We start from the raw sequence: 17,803 nt of genomic DNA, 5'->3' as shown, positions 1-17,803 counted from the left end.
TTATAATGGAAGTAATTCTTCTAGATAAAATCGCCAAATTAGGCGGCCTTGGTGACAAGGTATCTGTTAAATCAGGTTATGCACGTAACTACTTATTACCACAAGGTAAAGCAGTTTTTGCATCAGCAGCTAACGTTGAGCACTTTGAAGCACGTCGTGCTGAATTAGAAGCTAAATTAGCTGATGAATTAGCAAGTGCTGAAGCTCGTGCGGCTAAAGTTGTTGAATTAGCTGAAGTTACTATCGCATCAAAAGCGGGTGACGAAGGTAAGCTATTCGGTTCAATTGGTACTCGTGATATCGCTGATGCGATCACTGAAGCTGGCGTTGAAATTACTAAAGCTGAAGTACGTTTACCATTAGGTGCTATTCGTGAAACTGGCGAATTTGAAATCGCTATTCACTTACACACTGATGTTGATACAAGTATCAAAGTGAATGTAATCGCTGAAGCTTAATTACTTTGCTATTGCAGCTTTGTTATTGAATAAATAAAAACACCGTACCCTCGTTGAGGTTACGGTGTTTTTTTTGTGTAAATTTATTAGTCGAGTACTGTGGGAAGAGGCCAATCTTTTGCAGCTAAAAGCCCTCGCTCAATCAAACCTCCAAGTCCTTGCATACCTCCGGTGTGTAGTAAGACAATACGCTCACCCGCGTTAAAGTAGCCTTGCTCAATTAAATCTAGTAGTGCAAGCACCATTTTTCCGGAATAAACGGGCTCAAAATTTACACCAGTTATTCGATTAAACGTCAGAATTCTTTCAACATCTTGATCCGAAAATTTTGCGTAACCGCCACCATGATAGTCATGAAGTATTTTCCAGCTTTTATGTGGCTGACCATTGCTAGGTAGTAATGTTTCAACGTGCTCTTTGAGATATTGAGCATTTTTTAATACGGCAATACCTAAAAGGTTATGCTCCTCTTTACAGTAGGTATGATCACCTGCTATTAAACCGGCTAAGGTGCCGCCACTGCCGACAGGCGTAATTAAAGTATCAAACTCTACTTGGTTTTTTAATTCTTGCATAATTGTCGCAACGCCAGAAATAGCGAAGGTGTTGCTGCCACCTTCAGGAATAAAAAAGTAATTAGGATATTGTTGCTGTAATTGCGCTAGATAGTCTGCGTCATGGCGGCGGCGATAAGTTTTTCTATCTACAAAATGTAGCTTCATTCCCCAATGACGAGCCCAACTGAGAGTATAGTTATTGGCGTATTCAGTTTCTCCTCTGATAATGCCAACGCAAGGAATGTTTTGTTGATTGCAGGCAAAAGCGAAAGCATGAACATGATTTGAAAAGCTACCACCAAATGTTAATGCACCCTGTATTGTGGGTTGCTGTTTAAAGTGCGTTAAATTACCTTCAAGTTTTCGCCATTTATTACCTGAAATTATCGGATGAATAGCATCATCTCGTTTAACATAAACGTGAATTTTGTGTCGCTCAAATAATGGATGAGCTAATGTTTGTAATTGTGAAAGGTTACTCATGAGTCTTAACAGGCAAATATAGCCACAGTAAGTAGCTAAAAGGTTAAAAATAAGTAAAAATGCTTGCAGCTTAAGGTGAATAAAGGATAATGTTACAAGTACTTCTATTAAATGTTTTTTATGCATTTTTATATAACAATAATATAGCACTAATCAATGTCTTTAATCACACAGATAAGAAAGTTATTTTCTAAGCAGCAATCAAACCAAGTATGTGGTATTGCCTTGCAACAAGAGTCTCTCTCTGTTTGTTTGGCTCCTCATAATCAAATATTAGCAGCAGATGAAAATACAGATTCATCGAACGAACTGTTTCATCAAACCCAGGTGTCTTTATCTGATTATGCAAAGGGGATTTCATCACCGAAAATAGCGAACAGTTTATCTGGGCAATGTCACCTGGTATTAAATGCCCAACAATCACAAATTGTGCAAGTGGATAAGCCTAATGTACCTGAAAATGAGATTGTTTCAGCATTGAAATGGCAAGTAAAAGATTTAGTTACCATACCACCTGAAAATATGGTGTTAGACTATTTTGATGGTCCAATATTATCAGGTGGTAAAGAAAAGATTCACGTGGTTTGTGCGCCTTTAAAAGAATTGAAAAACATTGTCGCAGCTATTAATCAAACCGATTCGGAAGTCGCTAGTATTGTTACTGAAGAGTTTGCTTTTGCTAATTTGCTACCCGTTCAAAATGATGCATGTATGCTGGTTTGTCAGCAGCCAAATGAAGAAGTAGTTATTCTGATTATTAAACAAGGTCAGCTTTACTTTTATCGCCGTTTACGTGGCTTTAGTCAGATTGCTTCAAAGAACGAAGATGAATTAGCCATGACCCTGGTTGATACCTTGGCGTTAGAAATACAGCGCTCTTCTGATTATTTTGAACGCCAATTAAAGCAAGCGCCAATCAAGCAAATTCAAGTATTATTGCCGATGGAATTGGAGAGTTATTTTGCGCGTAAATTAGCTGAAATTACCCCTGTCCCTGTTTCGTTATTAGCATTACCTGAAGCTTATCAGCAACAACGGGGTTATGGTGCAGCAATCGGTGCTACTTTATTTCAAACTCGACATGAAGAAATAGCACAATTGCAAGGGCAGGAGTTAAGTCATGTCAGTTAATCAGCCAAGCAAATTTCATATCAATTTATTACAGCCAGAGCTGTTACCTGAAAAGGTGTTATTAACCCTGCCTCGTGTGTTGGCAGTATGGGGTGTGGTATTTTTTCTTATGGTAGCCTGGGTTATGGCCAGTGATTACACTCAGCAAAACTTAACAGCGAAATTAAAACGAGTTCAGCAAGAAAATAAGCAACAAACAAGACAGCTTGAAACGTTAACCAGTGAATTAAATAATCGCAAAGTAAACAGTGAGCTAGCAGAGCGTCTAGATACCCTCAAACTATTGATGATTAATAAACAAGCCTTGCATGCTAAGTTGACTGATCCTAATCAAACCTATGTCGCCGGTTTTGCTGCTGCAATGAAAGAGCTTTCGAAAATGCATCGAAAAGATATTCGTTTGCAAGCTATTCATCTGAGTACAGAGCAAATGACTTTTAGCGGCTTGGCGTTGACACCTGAGGCTGTTCCAGCATGGTTAGCGGGCTTTGAAAACTCACAGTTATTATCGGGTAAGGCGTTTGAACAATTTAAATTATCTGAAAATGAGCATAATATTACTGAATTTATGGTTAGCTCCAAGAAGTCACAGGAGCTATTACCATGAATAAGCAATGGCAAGCATACTGTGAAAAGTATTTACAAATAACTACGCGTGAACAATACCTAATTTTAGCGACGGGTTTAGTGGCAATATTTTTTATTATTTTCCATTTGTTTATTGACCCAATATTGATAGCAAATGAAAAAGCTAGTCGTCAAATTGAGCGATTAAATACCAATAACCGTTCAATGCAAGTGTCGATTGCTGAAATAGAAAGCGCGCTTAAAACTGATCCGAATGAAGCGATAAAACAAAAAATAGCGCAATTTGAAACCAAGCTTGAAAAAGTGGATGCTAAATTACTGACGTTAACGTCAGAGCTTATTAACCCAGTACAAATGCGCCATGCCTTAATTGACTTATTGCAGTTCGAAAAAGGCGTGTCACTACTTTCTTTTGAATTACTTGCAGTCGAGCCTTTACTGACATTAAAAAGCCAAAGTGAAGATAAGTCCATTAACGTTCAACAACAAAAGAGTACTGGGCAAAATTTATATCGTCATGGCATAAAACTTAAATTATCAGGTGGCTATTTTGAGTTGCAGAATTACCTAAAGCAGCTTGAACAATTACCTTGGAAGTTTTTCTGGCAAGATTTTAATTTTAAACTCACTCAATACCCAAACAGTGAATTAGAAATAATTATTTATAGTTTAAGTACTAATAAGGAGTTTATTGGTGTTTAAAGTAACTCAAACTATGTTTTTGATAGCGGTATTGTTCTTTATGACTGCGCTATTTTCAACGGTTGTCACTGCTAAACAAGTTGATCCTACTGGCCCTTTTGGTCATAGCGGCCAACATTCACAAGTAGCAGCAGAAAAAAAGCTCGTGTTAGAGTCCATTATTCATGGTGATGGTATACATACCGTAGTGATCAACGGCAAAGTGTTAAAGCCTAATGACACTATTGGTGAATATAGATTAACAGCAGTAAACGATCAAAGTGTTGTATTGCGAAGTGACACACAACGCCTGAAGCTCTATATCTTTAAAGAGAATGTCGTTAACGTCGTAAAGTAATGCGGTAGCAAATAATGAAAATAATGAAAAAACCTATGAAATATTCAACATTGAAAATAGCTTTATCAAGCTTGCTATTCACTTTAGCTGGTTGTCAAACAGTACCAAACCAGCCTAGCGAGATGAAAGATAGTCTCGATTCGGCGATTGACGAAACACGTAAACTCAGTGCCCCGAAGCCATTAACTCAAATCCCTAATTCAGTGCAAAAAGAGCTTATGCAAGAAAATATGGCACAAGCTAAACAAGGCATGCTAAGTGAAAAAAGGCTTGAAGTATCCGCTACTTCAGTTGACGCGAAAGATTTTTTCACCGCACTGGTTAAAGGATCAGCCTATAGTGTCGCTATTCATCCTGAGGTTGCTGGTAGTATTTCATTAAGCTTAGCCGATGTAACGCTCATCGAAGCACTTGATGTTGTACAAGATATTTATGGCTATGATATTCGTGTGAACGGCAATATTATTCAGGTATATCCTGCGGGAATTCGCACTGAAACCTTTGCTTTAAACTACTTATTCTTAAAACGTTTTGGTAGCTCTAGTACCAGTATCAACTCTGGTGGTGTCTCAGAGAACGACCCTAATAGTAACAATAGCAGCAACAATAGTAATAACAGCAATAATAGTCGTAATAGTAATCGCAACAATAATAACAACAGTAACAATCAAAACGATCAAAATAGCTCTGGTATCAACCTTTACACTGAGAATGAATCTGATTTTTGGAAAGAGCTGAAAGAAACATTAACGGCCTTTGTAGGTACTGAAGGTGGTCGCTCAGTTATTATTTCTCCACAAGCAGGTTTAGTTACGGTTCGCGGTTTACCGGCAGAAATAACAGCCGTTAAAAACTTTATTCAAGACACGGAAACCCACTTACATCGCCAAGTGATTATTGAAGCAAAAATCATGGAAGTCACCTTAAATGATGATTACCAACAAGGTGTACATTGGGATCAGGTTTTAGGTAGTCTGGGTGATACAGATTTTACTTTCGAAACCACAGGAAGTATTGCTGGTAATGTAATTTCATCAAATATTGGCGGCACAACCTCATTGAGTTTTTCAGGACCAGACTTTAGTGGTGTGATTAGCTTGTTACAAACTCAAGGTAATGTGCAGGTATTATCAAGCCCAAGAATCACGGCGACTAATAATCAAAAAGCTATTATAAAAGTTGGTGAAGATGAATACTTTGTTACAGAAGTATCTAGTACCACCACTACAGGTACATCAACGACTACAACGCCTGAAGTTGAATTAACGCCATTTTTCTCAGGTATTGCTTTGGATGTAACGCCGCAAATTGATAAAGACGGTGATGTTATTTTACATGTTCATCCTTCGGTTACGATTACAGAAGAGCAAAACAAAAATATTCAGATTGGCTCTGAAGAATTAATTTTACCGCTTGCACAAAGCCGAGTTCGAGAGTCAGACACTATTATTCGCGCAAAATCAGGTGAAATAGTGGTTATTGGCGGGTTAATAGAAACATATACCATAGATCAAGAATCAAAAACGCCTCTGTTAGGTGATATTCCATTTATGGGAGAGTTGTTCAAAAGTAAAAGTGAAACAACTCAAAAACGTGAATTAGTTATTTTGTTAAAACCTGTAGTGATAGGTCAAGACACTTGGAAATCTCAACTTCAAGATGCTCGTGCATTATTGAAGAAATGGTTCCCTGAAGAAGATGAAGAATCTACTGAACAATAACAAGCAAAGTAAAGTCATTGAGACAGCCCATAAATTATGTACTTGTACCACTTTGGCTTAACAGAACTACCTTTTACGTTAACGCCAAACACTAACTTTTACTTACCACTAGCACCTCATAATGAGGCGCTAGCTGTACTAATGACAGCATTAAAAACGGGTGAAGGTTTTATTAAAGTTGTTGGGGAAGTAGGAACGGGCAAAACATTATTATGTCGAAAGTTGCTCAATGATATTCCAGAGCATTTTGTGACCGCCTATATCCCTAACCCTTACTTAAGTCCAGACGAGTTAAGACGGGCAGTAGCTATTGAGTTGGGAGTTAAACAAGCGCAGAGAATGTCTGTGCAGTTACTTACCCAGCGCATACAGCAAAAGCTATTAGAGTTGCATGGCAAAGGACATTCTGTCGTACTTATTCTTGATGAAGCGCAAGCTTTGCCTGCTGAAAGTTTAGAAGCATTACGCTTATTTACTAATTTAGAAACTGAAACACGAAAATTGCTGCAAGTGGTATTGTTCGCTCAACCTGAGTTAGATGAACGTTTAGCAGAAACTGAGTTTAGACAGTTACGCCAACGAATTACTTTCTCATACCAATTGCGATCCATGAATAACCAAGAAGTTGAGCAATATATTCAATATAGGTTACAAGTGGCAGGATATAAGGGTGCAGCATTATTTTCGCCAAGTATTTGCAAAAAAATAACTAAAGTGACACATGGTACACCGCGATTAGTTAATATTCTTTGTCATAAAATGCTGATGCTAACTTATGGACAAGGGCATTATCAAATGACTAAGCAAGCATTGCTTGCGGCAATCAAAGATACCGAGGGCGTTATAGCGAATCACTTTAGTGTTTTAAGTAATAACTACCTACGTGTTGCACTAGGTGTATTGATGATTTTAATGAGCTATGTTGTTTTGACTTATGTATTAGGTATTAACTTTTCAGGTTTAAGTTTATGAGTGTTATTAACCAAATGCTTAAAGATTTAGAGGAAAGGACACCAGAAGCTGGCCAAGCTCCTAGTGCGATACCTGTTGTTCAAAAAACATCAACGACAAAAGTTGTTATTATCTCTGTTATCGTCTTGCTTTGTATCAATGTATTAGGATTTTATATTTGGGATTTAAACTCCCGGGTTGCTCAGGGTGAGTTAACCGAGCAAGAAAATATTCGTCTAACGAAAAAACTTCAAGCCAGTAAACAACAAGAAACCCAAGCACAGGAAGTAAAGCCACAAGAAGTCAAAGTACAAGAAGCAAAAGTACAAGAAGCAAAAGTACAAGAAGTTAAAGCTCAAGAAATTCAACTACCAGTAAAAAACACAGCTGATGTTCAACCGCGACCTAATCTTAGCCAAACTTCACTTGAACCAAAGGCAATAATCAAGACAGAAACTTTAACTAAAACAGCTCAGGGTAATGAAAAGAGCGTTGAGAAAAAAGTAACAACTCCGCTTGATAGAAATCAGCCTGAGCTAAAATCAAGCAAACAATCAGTAGCCTCTGTTGCATCACAAACATCTGAAACACCTCAAGCCTCTGCAACAACACTGTCGAATGCTAATGAGCAAACAATGAACGCAAATAAAGCGGATAATGTTAGCCAAATGACTGTCTCTCGTCGCCAATTAAGCTCAAAAGAATTAGCACAACAAAAACTAGATAAAGCTGAAAAGGCCGTTAATACTAATCAGATAGCTAAAGCAGAAACCTTGTTTGAAGATGTACTGATCCTTGAGCCAACAAACAAACATGCTCGACAGAAACTTGCGGCACTATGGTTTGGTCGTCAGTCCTATCAGCAAGCAATAAACTTGTTGTCACAAGGTATTGCCTTAGCGCCTAATGACGGAGATTTACGTTTATTAAAAGCAAGAATACAAATACAACAAGGTCAGCATAAAGGCGCATATCAAACCTTAAAAGCGTTACCTGATTTAAAGCAGCAAGAGTATCAAGTGATGTTGGCCAATGTCGCTCAGCAAATAGAAGCCTACCCGAGTGCTGTCTCAGCATATAAAGTATTGATTTCTATGCAGCCATATAGCGGTAAATGGCATTTGGGTTTAGCTATCACGTATGACAAAAATAGTCAGTTTGACTTAGCTCAGCAATCTTATGCGGCGGCGTTAAGTAAACAGGATTTATCAAAAGCATCAGCTGAGTTTGCAGAGCAGCGCATGCAAGCGTTAGGAGAATAATTACCATGGCAGCCCCTAAATTAAAAATGCGGTTAGGTGATTTGCTTGTTCATGAGCATATCATTACCAATGAACAATTAATGCAAGCGCTAAACAGTCAAAAAACAACTGGCAGAAAATTAGGTGATACCTTAATTGAACTGAGTTATCTATCAGAGCGGCAGTTATTAGAGTTTTTGGCTCAACAACTTGGCTTACCTTTTTTAGATATTAGTCAGCGACGCATACCGACAGAAATTGCTAATTTAGTACCTGAAGTACACGCTAGACGTTTACGTGCTTTGCTTATTGAAGACAGGGGTGATTCGGTACTGCTTGGCATGAGTGATCCTGCTGACTTAAATGCCATTGACCAATTAGAGAAAATTCTTGCTCCTAAACGCATTGATTTAGCCGTGGTCATGGACTCACAACTATTTGAGGCCTTTGATAGTTTATACCGTCGAACAGCTGATATTGAATCCTTTGCAAGCCAGCTTGAAGAAGAATATGAGCAATCTTCAAGCTTTGATTTATCAACCTCGTTTGTTGATGAAACGGGTGATGCAACCGTAGGTAAGTTATTACAATCAGTTTTTGAAGATGCAGTGCAAATGCGCGCATCTGATATTCATATTGAACCAGATGAAAACCAATTGCGTATTCGCCAACGTATTGATGGTGTTCTGCAAGAAAATATTTTAAAAGAAAATAAAATTGCTTCAGCCATGGTGTTACGTTTAAAGCTGATGGCAGGCCTAGATATTTCTGAAAAGCGTATTCCTCAAGATGGCCGTTTTAATATACAAATATCAGGTCATAGCATTGATGTTCGTATGTCAACTATGCCAGTACAACACGGTGAATCGGTAGTAATGCGTTTACTTGATCAGTCAGCAGGTTTGTTGTCGTTTGATCAAACAGGTATGCCAGACGATCTGATCAAGCGTGTTCGACATCAAATTACTCGCCCTCATGGTATGGTGCTAGTAACAGGCCCAACAGGTAGCGGTAAAACCACCACGTTATATGCGGCTTTAAGTGAACTAAATCAGGCCAGTAAAAAAATTATCACAGTAGAAGATCCGGTGGAATATCGCATTGAGCGAATAAACCAAGTACAAGTTAACCCGAAAATTGACCTAACCTTCTCCACCGTACTACGTACTGCACTTCGCCAAGATCCCGATATCATGATGGTGGGTGAGATGCGTGATCAGGAGACTGTTGAAATAGGTTTGCGAGGCGCCTTAACGGGTCACTTAGTATTATCAACATTACATACCAACGATGCGATAACAAGTGCGCTGCGTTTAATTGATATGGGCGCGGCTGGGTTTTTAGTGGGAAGCTCGTTACGTGCCATCATTGCACAGCGTCTAGTGCGCCGAGTGTGTGAGTCATGCATGGAAGAATATACGCCTGATGCCCAAGAATTGTTATGGTTAACTAATCTTGCTGGCGAGCAAGCAGCAAGCACTAAATTTGTTCAAGGTAAAGGTTGTCAAACCTGCCAATACACTGGCTACAAAGGGCGAATTGGTGTGTTTGAATTACTTGAAATGAATGAGCCTATGATGGCAGCATTAAAACGTGATGACAGTGAAGCGTTTACCCAACTGTCAAAAGAAAATCCGAGTTTTACCCCATTAGCTAAGGCTGCTTTTGATTATGCTAAAGCAGGGGTGACTACGGTTGAAGAAGTCTTGCGCTTAGTTGAAACAGTAGATGTGAGTTAACGCTATGGCATCATTTAACTATGTAGGTCGTAACAGTAGTGGCACTCAAGTGAAAGGTGCTATGGAAGCTATTAATACTTCTGCGGTTGCTGAACAATTACAGCGAAGCAGTATTACACCTATTTCTATAACTGCAAGCGCTGATAAAGAAAGTGAGAGCCCTGCTAGCAAGGATATTCGAGAATTATTTGGCGTCACACATGTCTCTCTTGATGAATTAATTATATTTTCCAGACAAATGTATGCCTTAATGCGCTCAGGGGTGCCAATTTTACGAGCCATTAACGGTATGGCTGAATCGAGTACTTCAACATCGTTAAGAAAAGCATTAGGTGAAATAGGCACACAACTAGAAGGTGGCTATACCCTTTCTTCAGCCTTGAATCAACACCCTAAAATTTTCAACTCTTTATTCGTTTCACTGATTCACGTAGGCGAAAACACCGGACAATTAGAAGAGTCTTTTTTAAAGCTCACCACCTACCTAGAACGAGAGCAGGCTACTAGAAAACGCATTAAAACCGCGTTGCGCTACCCTACAATGGTGTTGGTTGCTATTTTTTCTGCTTTGGTTATTTTGAATATATTTGTTATCCCAACCTTCGCGAATATGTTTGCGAAATTAGGGGCAGACTTGCCGATAATGACTAAGTTTTTAATTGCCAGCTCTAATTTTTTCCTTAATTTCTGGCCTTATATGTTATTGATCATCGTGGTGGGGTATTTTGCCTTTAGGCATGCACTTAAAACTGAAAAAGGTCTTTATCAGTGGGACAAACAGAAAATTAAATTACCCATTATTGGGAGTATTATAGAACGCTCTATTTTAGCTAGGTTTTCACATAGCTTTGGTATTATCTTAAAAGCGGGTGTTCCGATGACCACAGGTTTAACCTTAGTTGCTGATGCCGTGGATAATAGTTTTATGAAAGAAAAAATCATCGCCATGCGACAAGCCATTGAAAGCGGTGAAAGCTTGTTGCGTTCAGCGATGACAAGTACCTTGTTTACTCCACTTGTAATACAAATGATTGCGGTAGGTGAGGAGACTGGGCGCGTTGATGAACTCTTAAAAGAAGTCGGTGATTATTACGAGCGAGAAGTGGATTATGATTTATCGACTTTAACAGCGCGTATTGAACCCATACTTTTAGTGGTAGTCGCTGTTATGGTACTCGTATTAGCACTTGGTATATTTACGCCGATGTGGGATATGGCCTCCGCTATGCAGGGCAAATAAAATTCATGGGTGAGTTTTGTTCAATAAAGTATTGGGTAGTAAACTTTGAGAGGCAAAGGGAACGCTAAGTGACAACCAACAGTGAAAAAAATGAAAAATCATTAGCTGAATTTATGGTCATTATTGTGCTTGTTGGTGTGTTTATGAGTGTGTTTATTAACTATTACATTAAACAAGAAGCACAATTTAGTGATACAGGTTTTAAGACCTTATCACAAAGCTTTACTACTAAGGTTTCAGCTGTACATGCTCAGTGGTTAATGGATAAACAGCCAAGTGTTGTGATGTTAGCCGCTTTAAATAATGCTGAGATACAGGCTGTAACTGTCAATCAAAAAGGTTGGATTGACAGCAATAAAATATCACAACATTGTGAGCATATTTGGCAGTTGGTGATGGAAACACCTTTAAGTTTTATGAAGCAAAACATTGTTGCTATTGAAGTACGTAATAATGCAGAACAAGTAGAAAGTGAGGGGAGTTCAGTTTGCCGTTATATATTGCCTAGCGGTACATATTTTGATTATAACCGTTTTAACGGCAAGGTTGGCGCAGTAATAACAGCCAATAATGCAAAATAAATATAATTTTTTGTAATTTTAGTGTTAAATAAGTGACTTAGTAAATAAATCACTGTTACAATCGTTTTTATAGATAGAGGTAGTTATGAAACAACGAATGAACAAAGGAGCCACCATGAAAAAGCAATCAGGTTTTACCTTAATTGAACTGGTTATTGTGGTTGTGATTTTAGGCTTTTTGGCAGTAACCGCTATTCCTAAATTTTTAGACTTAACTGAACAAGCTAAGCAAGCTAACATTGAAGGCATGGCTGGTGGTTTTGCTACTGGTGTCTCTTTAGCAAGAGCGCAGTGGGAAGCAGAAGCACGTCCTACTGCTGGCGGTGTTAACCGTATAGAATATGATGGTGCAGAGTTATTTTTAACAACGCCTGGCAATAACAACAATATCCGACCTGGCTACCCAACGGGTGATCGCAATGATAACCCTACTGGTGTGTCAATGGCAGCGGCAGATTGTATTGCGGTTTGGCAAGGTATTCTTGCACAGCCACCAACAATTACTTCAGATATTAATGATATCAACAATGACGACAGCATGAATTACTTTGTCAGTGTTGCCAATAATGAATGTCAGTACTTCTTAAGAGAAACGTTAAATCAAGATAATAACGGTCTTTATGAAACCCCTGCAGATACTTCGGTAGGAAATAACTTTACCTATAACAATGCTGATAGCTCTGTTGTGGTAAATATTAATAACTAAATCAAGTTCAAAATTTTAAATATAAGAAAGGAAACACTATGAAGCGCTTAACTAACTTCACAAACAAGCAACAAGGTTTTACATTAATTGAGCTTGTTGTTGTTATTGTTATTTTAGGTATTTTAGCTGTAACAGCGGCACCTAAGTTTATTGATTTAACGTCAGATGCAAAAGGTTCAGTCATTGAAGCTGTGCGTGGTTCAATCAATTCAGCGGCAGATATGGCGCATGCGAAAGCTTTAGTAGCAGGTAATCTTGCTGCCACTGGTGATGCAATGAGTGTTGGTGGTAGCACTATCAACTTTACTTATGGCTGGCCAACTAATGCTTCTATGGTTGATTTACTTGAATTAGATGATGATATTGTTGAAACGAGCGGTGTTGCTGGTTCTTTTGAGCACGTTGATGCTACCACGGCAGCAGATTGTGTGGCTGTTTATGACTCTTCTGGCTTAGCAAATACAGAAACTCGTCCAAGTATCACAAGTACAGTGACAGGCTGTTAATAGCACTTTATAAAATAGTTATTTCACTTGGCATAAGCTGAGTTAGCAGTAACCATATTGAAAAAACCGAGCGATATGCTCGGTTTTTTTTATGCCGTTTTTTATGACATTTGTTTTTGGTTAAGGTTACTGAATAGGCATAGAAATCACTATGGTTTCATGCCAATTATTACGATGTGGGTAGGTTTTTTTCGCTTCAGTTAGTAATAACTCATACTGTGCTTTTTTGTTTAATACTTTTAAGGCAAGAAGCATATTGGAGTAGATATTTGCGCGTGGTAGGTATTTTATTCTTTGATATCCCCATTCAAGGTAGCGCTCAAGTTTTACAGGATCTTTTTCTGCCATACCTGAAACTAAAATGTGAGCGTATACTATGCTGTCTAATCTATTTTGCCATGCTATAGGGTTAATAATATCGCTTAATCGTTCAAGTGATTGGTATTGGTTCTTCTCATGCTCTACTAATATATGAGCGGTGTGCATACTGGTGATTAAAAAGGGAATGAAAACTACCGGCTCTAATAGCGAAAAAAAACGAATTAAAAAGGTTTTTTGTATCGATACCACCAATATTGCACTTTGTTGGTTGAAATGGCTTTGAGTATCCGTCACCCAAAGTAACAAGATAAAAATAATAAAGTGGCTAGCTGAGCTGTAAAAAGGAAATTCAAGCTGGCTATGCAATAAGATAGGAAAGAGAAGGGCCAATAATGCTAGCGCCTTTTTAATTGGTATTCTTAACCACATCCTTATATAGGCAAAGATTAAGATAATAAAGCCTAATAAAGATAAAATCCCCCCTTCAGCAACCCAGAAAAGTATCTCGTTATGAGGGTGAGATAAACGCTCAATGGTTTTACCTACTTCGGGATTTTCTATTGCGTATTGATTAAAGTGATCAATAAAGCTGCGTTCAAAATGCCCATAACCATGTCCTAAAATGGGTTTAGTGATGATCATATTGGCGCTTACTTCAAAAATAACATCGCGCGCGCCAATTGATTGATAAATATCGCTATCTCTTTTAGGGATCTGACTGTCATTGAAATTGGCAAAAGCCGTGCTAATCCCTAATGCAATGATAGCGAAGTTTATAGCGAGTTGTTTAGGTGCTTTTTTGGCTAAATAGGGAATGAGTAAAAGTATGGCAATAATCGCGCCGATATAACCTGTACGGGACTGCAAAATTACCAGTAAAAAACTGGTAGTGAACAAAACAAAATAGAGTAGCGGCTTTTGCCAGTTTTGTATCATGGCAAGTGAGTGATGAGTTAACTTAATTTTATGTGTGGTGACAGATAAAAACAGCGCAATCGCTAAGCCTGTCGCCATAAAACTAGCCATCACATTAGGTTGTAAAAATACGCCATGAGGACGGCTTATACCCACTTTATATCCTCCCCAAAACCCGGCTTCGAAAAAGAAAAATTGGACAATCCCTAAACTGGCTTCTAACGCTACAGCTATAACAATCAACCAGAGTAAATGTGTTTGCTCGACTTTTGAAAACTTAAATTGATATAAGCTAAATAATAGTAACAAGCCACCTGTTAAAGCTAATAGGCGAGGGATGGCATGGTCAGTAAATTCAAAGCCATAGAAGACGGGTATTAATAAACAAATATAACCAAATGCTAGCCCGATAAGCATATGACTATAGTATATTTTTTGATTAACCGATATTTTCCACAAGCCTAGCGAAATTAGTATGACAACAAATAACCAAGCAATTATATTGTAGGATAAATATAAGCCAGTACCGCCAGGTGTATCTAAAATGATATGCATACCTATCAATAAATATGCGGTGAGAAAAGCTTTAAAAAAGTTAGTCAGTGACAAAATAAACTCAAAAATGTAATTGATTCAGGCAATGGTTGAATAATTTACCATCTATCAATAAATTATTGTAATATAGCGACATGATATTTTGGATATTTAGATAAAATTATCCTGTTTAGTAGTTGCTGATGTTAATGGTAGATAAAATGAATAATAAAGGTTTTACATTAATCGAATTAGTTGTTGTCATAGTTATTTTAGGTATTTTAGCAGTTACGGCTGCGCCAAGGTTTATTAATCTGCAAGCTGATGCTCAAACCTCAACATTTCATGGGGTGAAAGCTGCCATGGAAGGAGCTTCAGCTCTTGTTTATGGCAAGTCGCTTGTTGCCGGTAATCAAAATGCCTCCTCGTCCGATTCACCTGCCCCTGTGATCACCTTGTCAGATGGCACGCAGATAAATATTAATTACGGTTACCCAACAGCGTCAGTGATGGGTTGGCAAAATTTATTGGATCTTGATAGTAATGATTTTATTATGGCGACGAGATCGGGAGTCTTAATAGTTTATGAGCCGTCATTAGAAGTTATCCCTCAGATCACCGATGATTGTTTGGTTACCTATGAAGTTGCCACAGCAACACAAAAGCCAGTTATCACGGTTAATCCGTGTGTTTAACAAGGTGATTTCTTAAACGTCAGCTTAAAAGGGCAGCGATGAAAAATAATCAGGCTAAAAGTAATGGTTTTACTATGATAGAGCTTATCGTAGTCATTATTATGCTAGCGATTATGGCGGTAACCATTGTGCCTAAGTTTTTCAATTCTACCGGCTTTCAAGAGTATACCTATCAAGCTGAAGTTATCACCAAGCTTCGCGCTGTTCAAACGCGAGCAATGCAGCAGACTAATAGCAGCGAATGTCATTTGATATTAGTGACAGCAACAGGGTTGGGTATTCCTGAAAACTGTAATATATCTTCAGGTAACTGGCACAGTGAAACAACCTCTGTGGTGATTCAATCAGGTCATGATGTTAGTTTTGATGTTTCTTCTGGTAATTACTCCTTTACCTTTGACAGTATGGGACGACCAAGTTGTAGCGCGTGTTTAATTACGGTACTTGGCGATAGTACTTTGTATGTAGCGATAGAATCAGAGGGCTATATACATGAAAATTAAACGAAACGCCTCATTTCAAAAACTACAGGGCTTTACCTTAATTGAGTTATTGGTTGGGGTTGTTGTATTGGCTATTTCCTTTTCATTACTGACATCACTTATTTTGCCTTTGTCAGAAAGAAGCGCTGAACAGCTGCACCAGGTGAGAGCGGCAGAGTTAGGTCAATCTATGATGAACGAAATTCTTGCTCGTGCATTTGATCAAAATTCAGATATGACAGGTGGCTTAATTCGATGTGGTGAAAATGCCGTTGTATGTACTAATAGCGCAAACCTTGGCGCCGATAGCGGTGAAACTGAACGGGCGCTTTATAATGATGTTGATGATTATATAGATTTTAACTTTAGCTCAGAAACCAATGCCCTTAATGAAAATTTTGCAGATTTATACCCAGGTTTTAATGTCAATGTAGCTGTCTGTTATAGCAACTTTTCTGCCGCTTGTAGCAATAGTATCGAGCTGGCTAAATTGATCACTATTACAGTGACAACACCCAATGATTTTGATTTTGTCTTTTCTTCATATAAGGCAAATTTTTGATGGCTAATTTAAGCAATACGGCAAAGAAAAAGCCAATAAACCTCGCTAAAAAAACTCGGGGTTTTTCATTGATTGAAATTATTTTAGTGGTGATTATTTTAGGGGTACTCGCCGTTGGTGTTAGTAGTTTTATTGGTTTTGGTACTCAAATTTATACTGATGCTACTGCCCGAGAGAATGTAGTCTCGTCAGCGCGTTTTGCCATTGAGCGCTTAAATAGAGAAGTACGCTCAGCGGTGCCTAATAGTGTAAGGGTAAATACAAACGGTTTAACCGGAAGCACAGCTAAGCAATGTATAGAATTTACCCCTATAGTTTTAAGCACTATTTATACTGATATTCCTGTGTCTCCAAAGCCAGCCACCGATGAGATTAAAGTGATTGCCTTTAATGAAGCGCTATTTAATAGCGGTTTTGCTCCTGATTTACATGTAGGTGTATACGTACTAAGTAATAATGAATTTTATGGTGGAGCAACGAATAAGGTTTTTACATTAGATGATAATACCATTACTAAGTCAGGTAACGAGTGGACAATTAAGTTAGATTCAACGCAAACGTTTGCTGAAGATTCACCGACAAATCGCCTATACTTTTTTAATCATGCTGTGAGTTATTGTGTGCAAAGTGGCCAATTAAGGCGACATGAGAATTACACACGCAATGCTGATAATACGCCTAATTCTACTGGGGTATTAATGGCTGAAAATATTAGTTTTCATGAATCTGGTGTGCTTATTCCCCCATTTTGGTTAACAGAAGCCACCCAGTTGAGAAATTCAATGGTGCTGATTAAATTAACTTTTACTTCAAATTTTGAGCAGGTTACTTTTAATAACGAGATACAGGTGTCAAATGTCCCGTAATATTCGTGGTATAAATCATTGTGTTATTAAACAGACCCTACCTAACAGCAAACAGTCTGGTAGTGCGTTAGTGACCGCTATATTTGTGATAGTGATTATGACTTTATTGGGGAGTGCACTGATCCGTATGCAGCAATCGAGTGGTGAAACTGTGGTGTATGAAGTGGCGGGCACTCGAGCTTACACCGCTGCCCAAGCAGGTATTCAGTGGCAGTTAGCAGAATTATTCCCTTTAAATACACCGGGTACTACGCTGTGTAAAAACATTATTGTTGAGCCTGATATCAGTACAACTATAGGGATAGAAAATTGTGATTTTACTATCACTTGTGACGACAGTATCAGTCATGAAGGTATTCAATATTATACGGTAACAAGTACAGGTACTTGTAGTTTTGCTGGTTTTAATACTAGCCGCACTATTGAAGTAGAGGCTCGCAGTGTTAATTAACCCTTTTAATAATTTTTGCCATTATTTAAATAGCCC

The 17,803-nt window shown here is 38.2% G+C and carries 20 protein-coding genes; 18 read left to right on the top strand and 2 right to left on the bottom strand.

All coding sequences use genetic code 11. The features are described from left to right. Nucleotides 1-5 precede the first annotated feature (5 nt). Nucleotides 6-458: a 50S ribosomal protein L9 gene (rplI, locus tag AC27GZ_RS01870; protein WP_487093178.1), complete on the top strand. Its 453-nt coding sequence runs from the start codon at nucleotides 6-8 to the stop codon at nucleotides 456-458. Between the two features lie 86 nt (nucleotides 459-544). Here rplI and AC27GZ_RS01865 read toward each other — a convergent pair whose 3' ends face one another. After that, nucleotides 545-1,498, bottom strand: a complete 954-nt coding sequence (locus AC27GZ_RS01865) for a 1-aminocyclopropane-1-carboxylate deaminase/D-cysteine desulfhydrase (protein ID WP_487093177.1) — start codon at nucleotides 1,496-1,498, stop codon at nucleotides 545-547. A 156-nt stretch (nucleotides 1,499-1,654) separates the two neighbouring features. Here AC27GZ_RS01865 and AC27GZ_RS01860 point away from each other — a divergent pair, with 156 nt between their 5' ends. From AC27GZ_RS01860 to AC27GZ_RS01805, 12 genes are all read left to right on the top strand, one after another. Then, nucleotides 1,655-2,629 carry a hypothetical protein gene (locus AC27GZ_RS01860; protein WP_487093176.1) on the top strand — a complete coding sequence of 325 codons (975 nt, stop codon included), beginning with the start codon at nucleotides 1,655-1,657 and terminating at the stop codon, nucleotides 2,627-2,629. Further along, nucleotides 2,619-3,236, top strand: a complete 618-nt coding sequence (locus tag AC27GZ_RS01855) for a PilN domain-containing protein (protein WP_487093175.1) — start codon at nucleotides 2,619-2,621, stop codon at nucleotides 3,234-3,236. Before AC27GZ_RS01860 ends, AC27GZ_RS01855 begins: the two co-directional genes overlap by 11 nt. Further along, nucleotides 3,233-3,919 carry a type II secretion system protein GspM gene (gspM, locus tag AC27GZ_RS01850; RefSeq protein ID WP_487093174.1) on the top strand — a complete coding sequence of 229 codons (687 nt, stop codon included), beginning with the start codon at nucleotides 3,233-3,235 and terminating at the stop codon, nucleotides 3,917-3,919. The genes AC27GZ_RS01855 and gspM overlap by 4 nt, the downstream gene beginning before the upstream one ends. Then, nucleotides 3,912-4,256: a hypothetical protein gene (locus tag AC27GZ_RS01845; RefSeq protein WP_487093173.1), complete on the top strand. Its 345-nt coding sequence runs from the start codon at nucleotides 3,912-3,914 to the stop codon at nucleotides 4,254-4,256. Before gspM ends, AC27GZ_RS01845 begins: the two co-directional genes overlap by 8 nt. 35 nt (nucleotides 4,257-4,291) lie before the next feature. Then, complete coding sequence (mshL, locus tag AC27GZ_RS01840; protein WP_487093172.1) at nucleotides 4,292-5,977, top strand: pilus (MSHA type) biogenesis protein MshL; 1,686 nt, start codon at nucleotides 4,292-4,294, stop codon at nucleotides 5,975-5,977. A gap of 36 nt (nucleotides 5,978-6,013) precedes the next feature. After that, nucleotides 6,014-6,949 (top strand): ExeA family protein, encoded by a 936-nt coding sequence (locus tag AC27GZ_RS01835; RefSeq protein ID WP_487093171.1) that lies wholly within the window; start codon nucleotides 6,014-6,016, stop codon nucleotides 6,947-6,949. Further along, the gene (locus AC27GZ_RS01830) at nucleotides 6,946-8,190 is read left to right on the top strand and encodes a tetratricopeptide repeat protein (protein WP_487093170.1); all 1,245 of its coding nucleotides are present in this window, start codon (nucleotides 6,946-6,948) and stop codon (nucleotides 8,188-8,190) included. Before AC27GZ_RS01835 ends, AC27GZ_RS01830 begins: the two co-directional genes overlap by 4 nt. 5 nt (nucleotides 8,191-8,195) lie before the next feature. Beyond that, nucleotides 8,196-9,908, top strand: a complete 1,713-nt coding sequence (locus AC27GZ_RS01825; RefSeq protein ID WP_487093169.1) for a GspE/PulE family protein — start codon at nucleotides 8,196-8,198, stop codon at nucleotides 9,906-9,908. 4 nt (nucleotides 9,909-9,912) lie between these two features. Further along, on the top strand, nucleotides 9,913-11,148 hold the full coding sequence (locus tag AC27GZ_RS01820; RefSeq protein ID WP_487093168.1) for a type II secretion system F family protein: 1,236 nt from the start codon (nucleotides 9,913-9,915) through the stop codon (nucleotides 11,146-11,148). A gap of 68 nt (nucleotides 11,149-11,216) precedes the next feature. Continuing rightward, the gene (locus AC27GZ_RS01815) at nucleotides 11,217-11,729 is read left to right on the top strand and encodes a hypothetical protein (RefSeq protein ID WP_487093167.1); all 513 of its coding nucleotides are present in this window, start codon (nucleotides 11,217-11,219) and stop codon (nucleotides 11,727-11,729) included. Between the two features lie 115 nt (nucleotides 11,730-11,844). Then, a complete protein-coding gene (locus tag AC27GZ_RS01810; protein WP_487093166.1) occupies nucleotides 11,845-12,435 on the top strand; it encodes a prepilin-type N-terminal cleavage/methylation domain-containing protein in 591 nt (196 codons plus the stop codon). A 38-nt stretch (nucleotides 12,436-12,473) separates the two neighbouring features. Further along, on the top strand, nucleotides 12,474-12,941 hold the full coding sequence (locus AC27GZ_RS01805; RefSeq protein WP_487093165.1) for a type II secretion system protein: 468 nt from the start codon (nucleotides 12,474-12,476) through the stop codon (nucleotides 12,939-12,941). Nucleotides 12,942-13,067: 126 nt separating this feature from the next. Here the strand turns inward: AC27GZ_RS01805 and AC27GZ_RS01800 are convergent, their stop codons facing one another. Continuing rightward, the gene (locus AC27GZ_RS01800; RefSeq protein ID WP_487093164.1) at nucleotides 13,068-14,732 is read right to left on the bottom strand and encodes a PglL family O-oligosaccharyltransferase; all 1,665 of its coding nucleotides are present in this window, start codon (nucleotides 14,730-14,732) and stop codon (nucleotides 13,068-13,070) included. A 200-nt stretch (nucleotides 14,733-14,932) separates the two neighbouring features. Between AC27GZ_RS01800 and AC27GZ_RS01795 the strand changes: the two genes are divergently transcribed. The 5 genes from AC27GZ_RS01795 to AC27GZ_RS01775 are packed head-to-tail and all read left to right on the top strand — an operon-like array spanning nucleotide 14,933 to nucleotide 17,767. Further along, a complete protein-coding gene (locus AC27GZ_RS01795) occupies nucleotides 14,933-15,406 on the top strand; it encodes a type II secretion system protein (protein WP_487093163.1) in 474 nt (157 codons plus the stop codon). Nucleotides 15,407-15,444: 38 nt separating this feature from the next. Then, on the top strand, nucleotides 15,445-15,909 hold the full coding sequence (locus tag AC27GZ_RS01790; protein WP_487093162.1) for a pilus assembly FimT family protein: 465 nt from the start codon (nucleotides 15,445-15,447) through the stop codon (nucleotides 15,907-15,909). Then, the gene (locus AC27GZ_RS01785; protein WP_487093161.1) at nucleotides 15,899-16,450 is read left to right on the top strand and encodes a type IV pilus modification PilV family protein; all 552 of its coding nucleotides are present in this window, start codon (nucleotides 15,899-15,901) and stop codon (nucleotides 16,448-16,450) included. Before AC27GZ_RS01790 ends, AC27GZ_RS01785 begins: the two co-directional genes overlap by 11 nt. Then, nucleotides 16,450-17,316 carry a prepilin-type N-terminal cleavage/methylation domain-containing protein gene (locus AC27GZ_RS01780; RefSeq protein WP_487093160.1) on the top strand — a complete coding sequence of 289 codons (867 nt, stop codon included), beginning with the start codon at nucleotides 16,450-16,452 and terminating at the stop codon, nucleotides 17,314-17,316. The genes AC27GZ_RS01785 and AC27GZ_RS01780 overlap by 1 nt, the downstream gene beginning before the upstream one ends. Next, on the top strand, nucleotides 17,306-17,767 hold the full coding sequence (locus tag AC27GZ_RS01775) for a type II secretory pathway component (RefSeq protein ID WP_487093159.1): 462 nt from the start codon (nucleotides 17,306-17,308) through the stop codon (nucleotides 17,765-17,767). The genes AC27GZ_RS01780 and AC27GZ_RS01775 overlap by 11 nt, the downstream gene beginning before the upstream one ends. Nucleotides 17,768-17,803: the final 36 nt, after the last annotated feature.

This window comes from Colwellia sp. SU-HH00943 (assembly GCF_057546125.1).
The sequence above is the reverse complement of the archived record's forward strand: the minus strand, read 5'-3'. Positions and strand labels throughout refer to the sequence as shown.

Excerpts from the sequence above, each read along its gene's own strand:
- rplI (WP_487093178.1), top strand. The coding sequence starts at position 6 with ATGGAAGTAATTCTTCTAGATAAAATCGCCAAATTAGGCGGCCTTGGT.
- AC27GZ_RS01865 (WP_487093177.1), bottom strand. The coding sequence starts at position 1,498 with ATGAGTAACCTTTCACAATTACAAACATTAGCTCATCCATTATTTGAG.
- AC27GZ_RS01860 (WP_487093176.1), top strand. The coding sequence starts at position 1,655 with ATGTCTTTAATCACACAGATAAGAAAGTTATTTTCTAAGCAGCAATCA.
- AC27GZ_RS01855 (WP_487093175.1), top strand. The coding sequence starts at position 2,619 with ATGTCAGTTAATCAGCCAAGCAAATTTCATATCAATTTATTACAGCCA.
- gspM (WP_487093174.1), top strand. The coding sequence starts at position 3,233 with ATGAATAAGCAATGGCAAGCATACTGTGAAAAGTATTTACAAATAACT.
- mshL (WP_487093172.1), top strand. The coding sequence starts at position 4,292 with ATGAAATATTCAACATTGAAAATAGCTTTATCAAGCTTGCTATTCACT.
- AC27GZ_RS01835 (WP_487093171.1), top strand. The coding sequence starts at position 6,014 with ATGTACTTGTACCACTTTGGCTTAACAGAACTACCTTTTACGTTAACG.
- AC27GZ_RS01830 (WP_487093170.1), top strand. The coding sequence starts at position 6,946 with ATGAGTGTTATTAACCAAATGCTTAAAGATTTAGAGGAAAGGACACCA.
- AC27GZ_RS01825 (WP_487093169.1), top strand. The coding sequence starts at position 8,196 with ATGGCAGCCCCTAAATTAAAAATGCGGTTAGGTGATTTGCTTGTTCAT.
- AC27GZ_RS01820 (WP_487093168.1), top strand. The coding sequence starts at position 9,913 with ATGGCATCATTTAACTATGTAGGTCGTAACAGTAGTGGCACTCAAGTG.
- AC27GZ_RS01810 (WP_487093166.1), top strand. The coding sequence starts at position 11,845 with ATGAAAAAGCAATCAGGTTTTACCTTAATTGAACTGGTTATTGTGGTT.
- AC27GZ_RS01805 (WP_487093165.1), top strand. The coding sequence starts at position 12,474 with ATGAAGCGCTTAACTAACTTCACAAACAAGCAACAAGGTTTTACATTA.
- AC27GZ_RS01800 (WP_487093164.1), bottom strand. The coding sequence starts at position 14,732 with ATGCATATCATTTTAGATACACCTGGCGGTACTGGCTTATATTTATCC.
- AC27GZ_RS01795 (WP_487093163.1), top strand. The coding sequence starts at position 14,933 with ATGAATAATAAAGGTTTTACATTAATCGAATTAGTTGTTGTCATAGTT.
- AC27GZ_RS01790 (WP_487093162.1), top strand. The coding sequence starts at position 15,445 with ATGAAAAATAATCAGGCTAAAAGTAATGGTTTTACTATGATAGAGCTT.
- AC27GZ_RS01785 (WP_487093161.1), top strand. The coding sequence starts at position 15,899 with ATGAAAATTAAACGAAACGCCTCATTTCAAAAACTACAGGGCTTTACC.
- AC27GZ_RS01780 (WP_487093160.1), top strand. The coding sequence starts at position 16,450 with ATGGCTAATTTAAGCAATACGGCAAAGAAAAAGCCAATAAACCTCGCT.
- AC27GZ_RS01775 (WP_487093159.1), top strand. The coding sequence starts at position 17,306 with ATGTCCCGTAATATTCGTGGTATAAATCATTGTGTTATTAAACAGACC.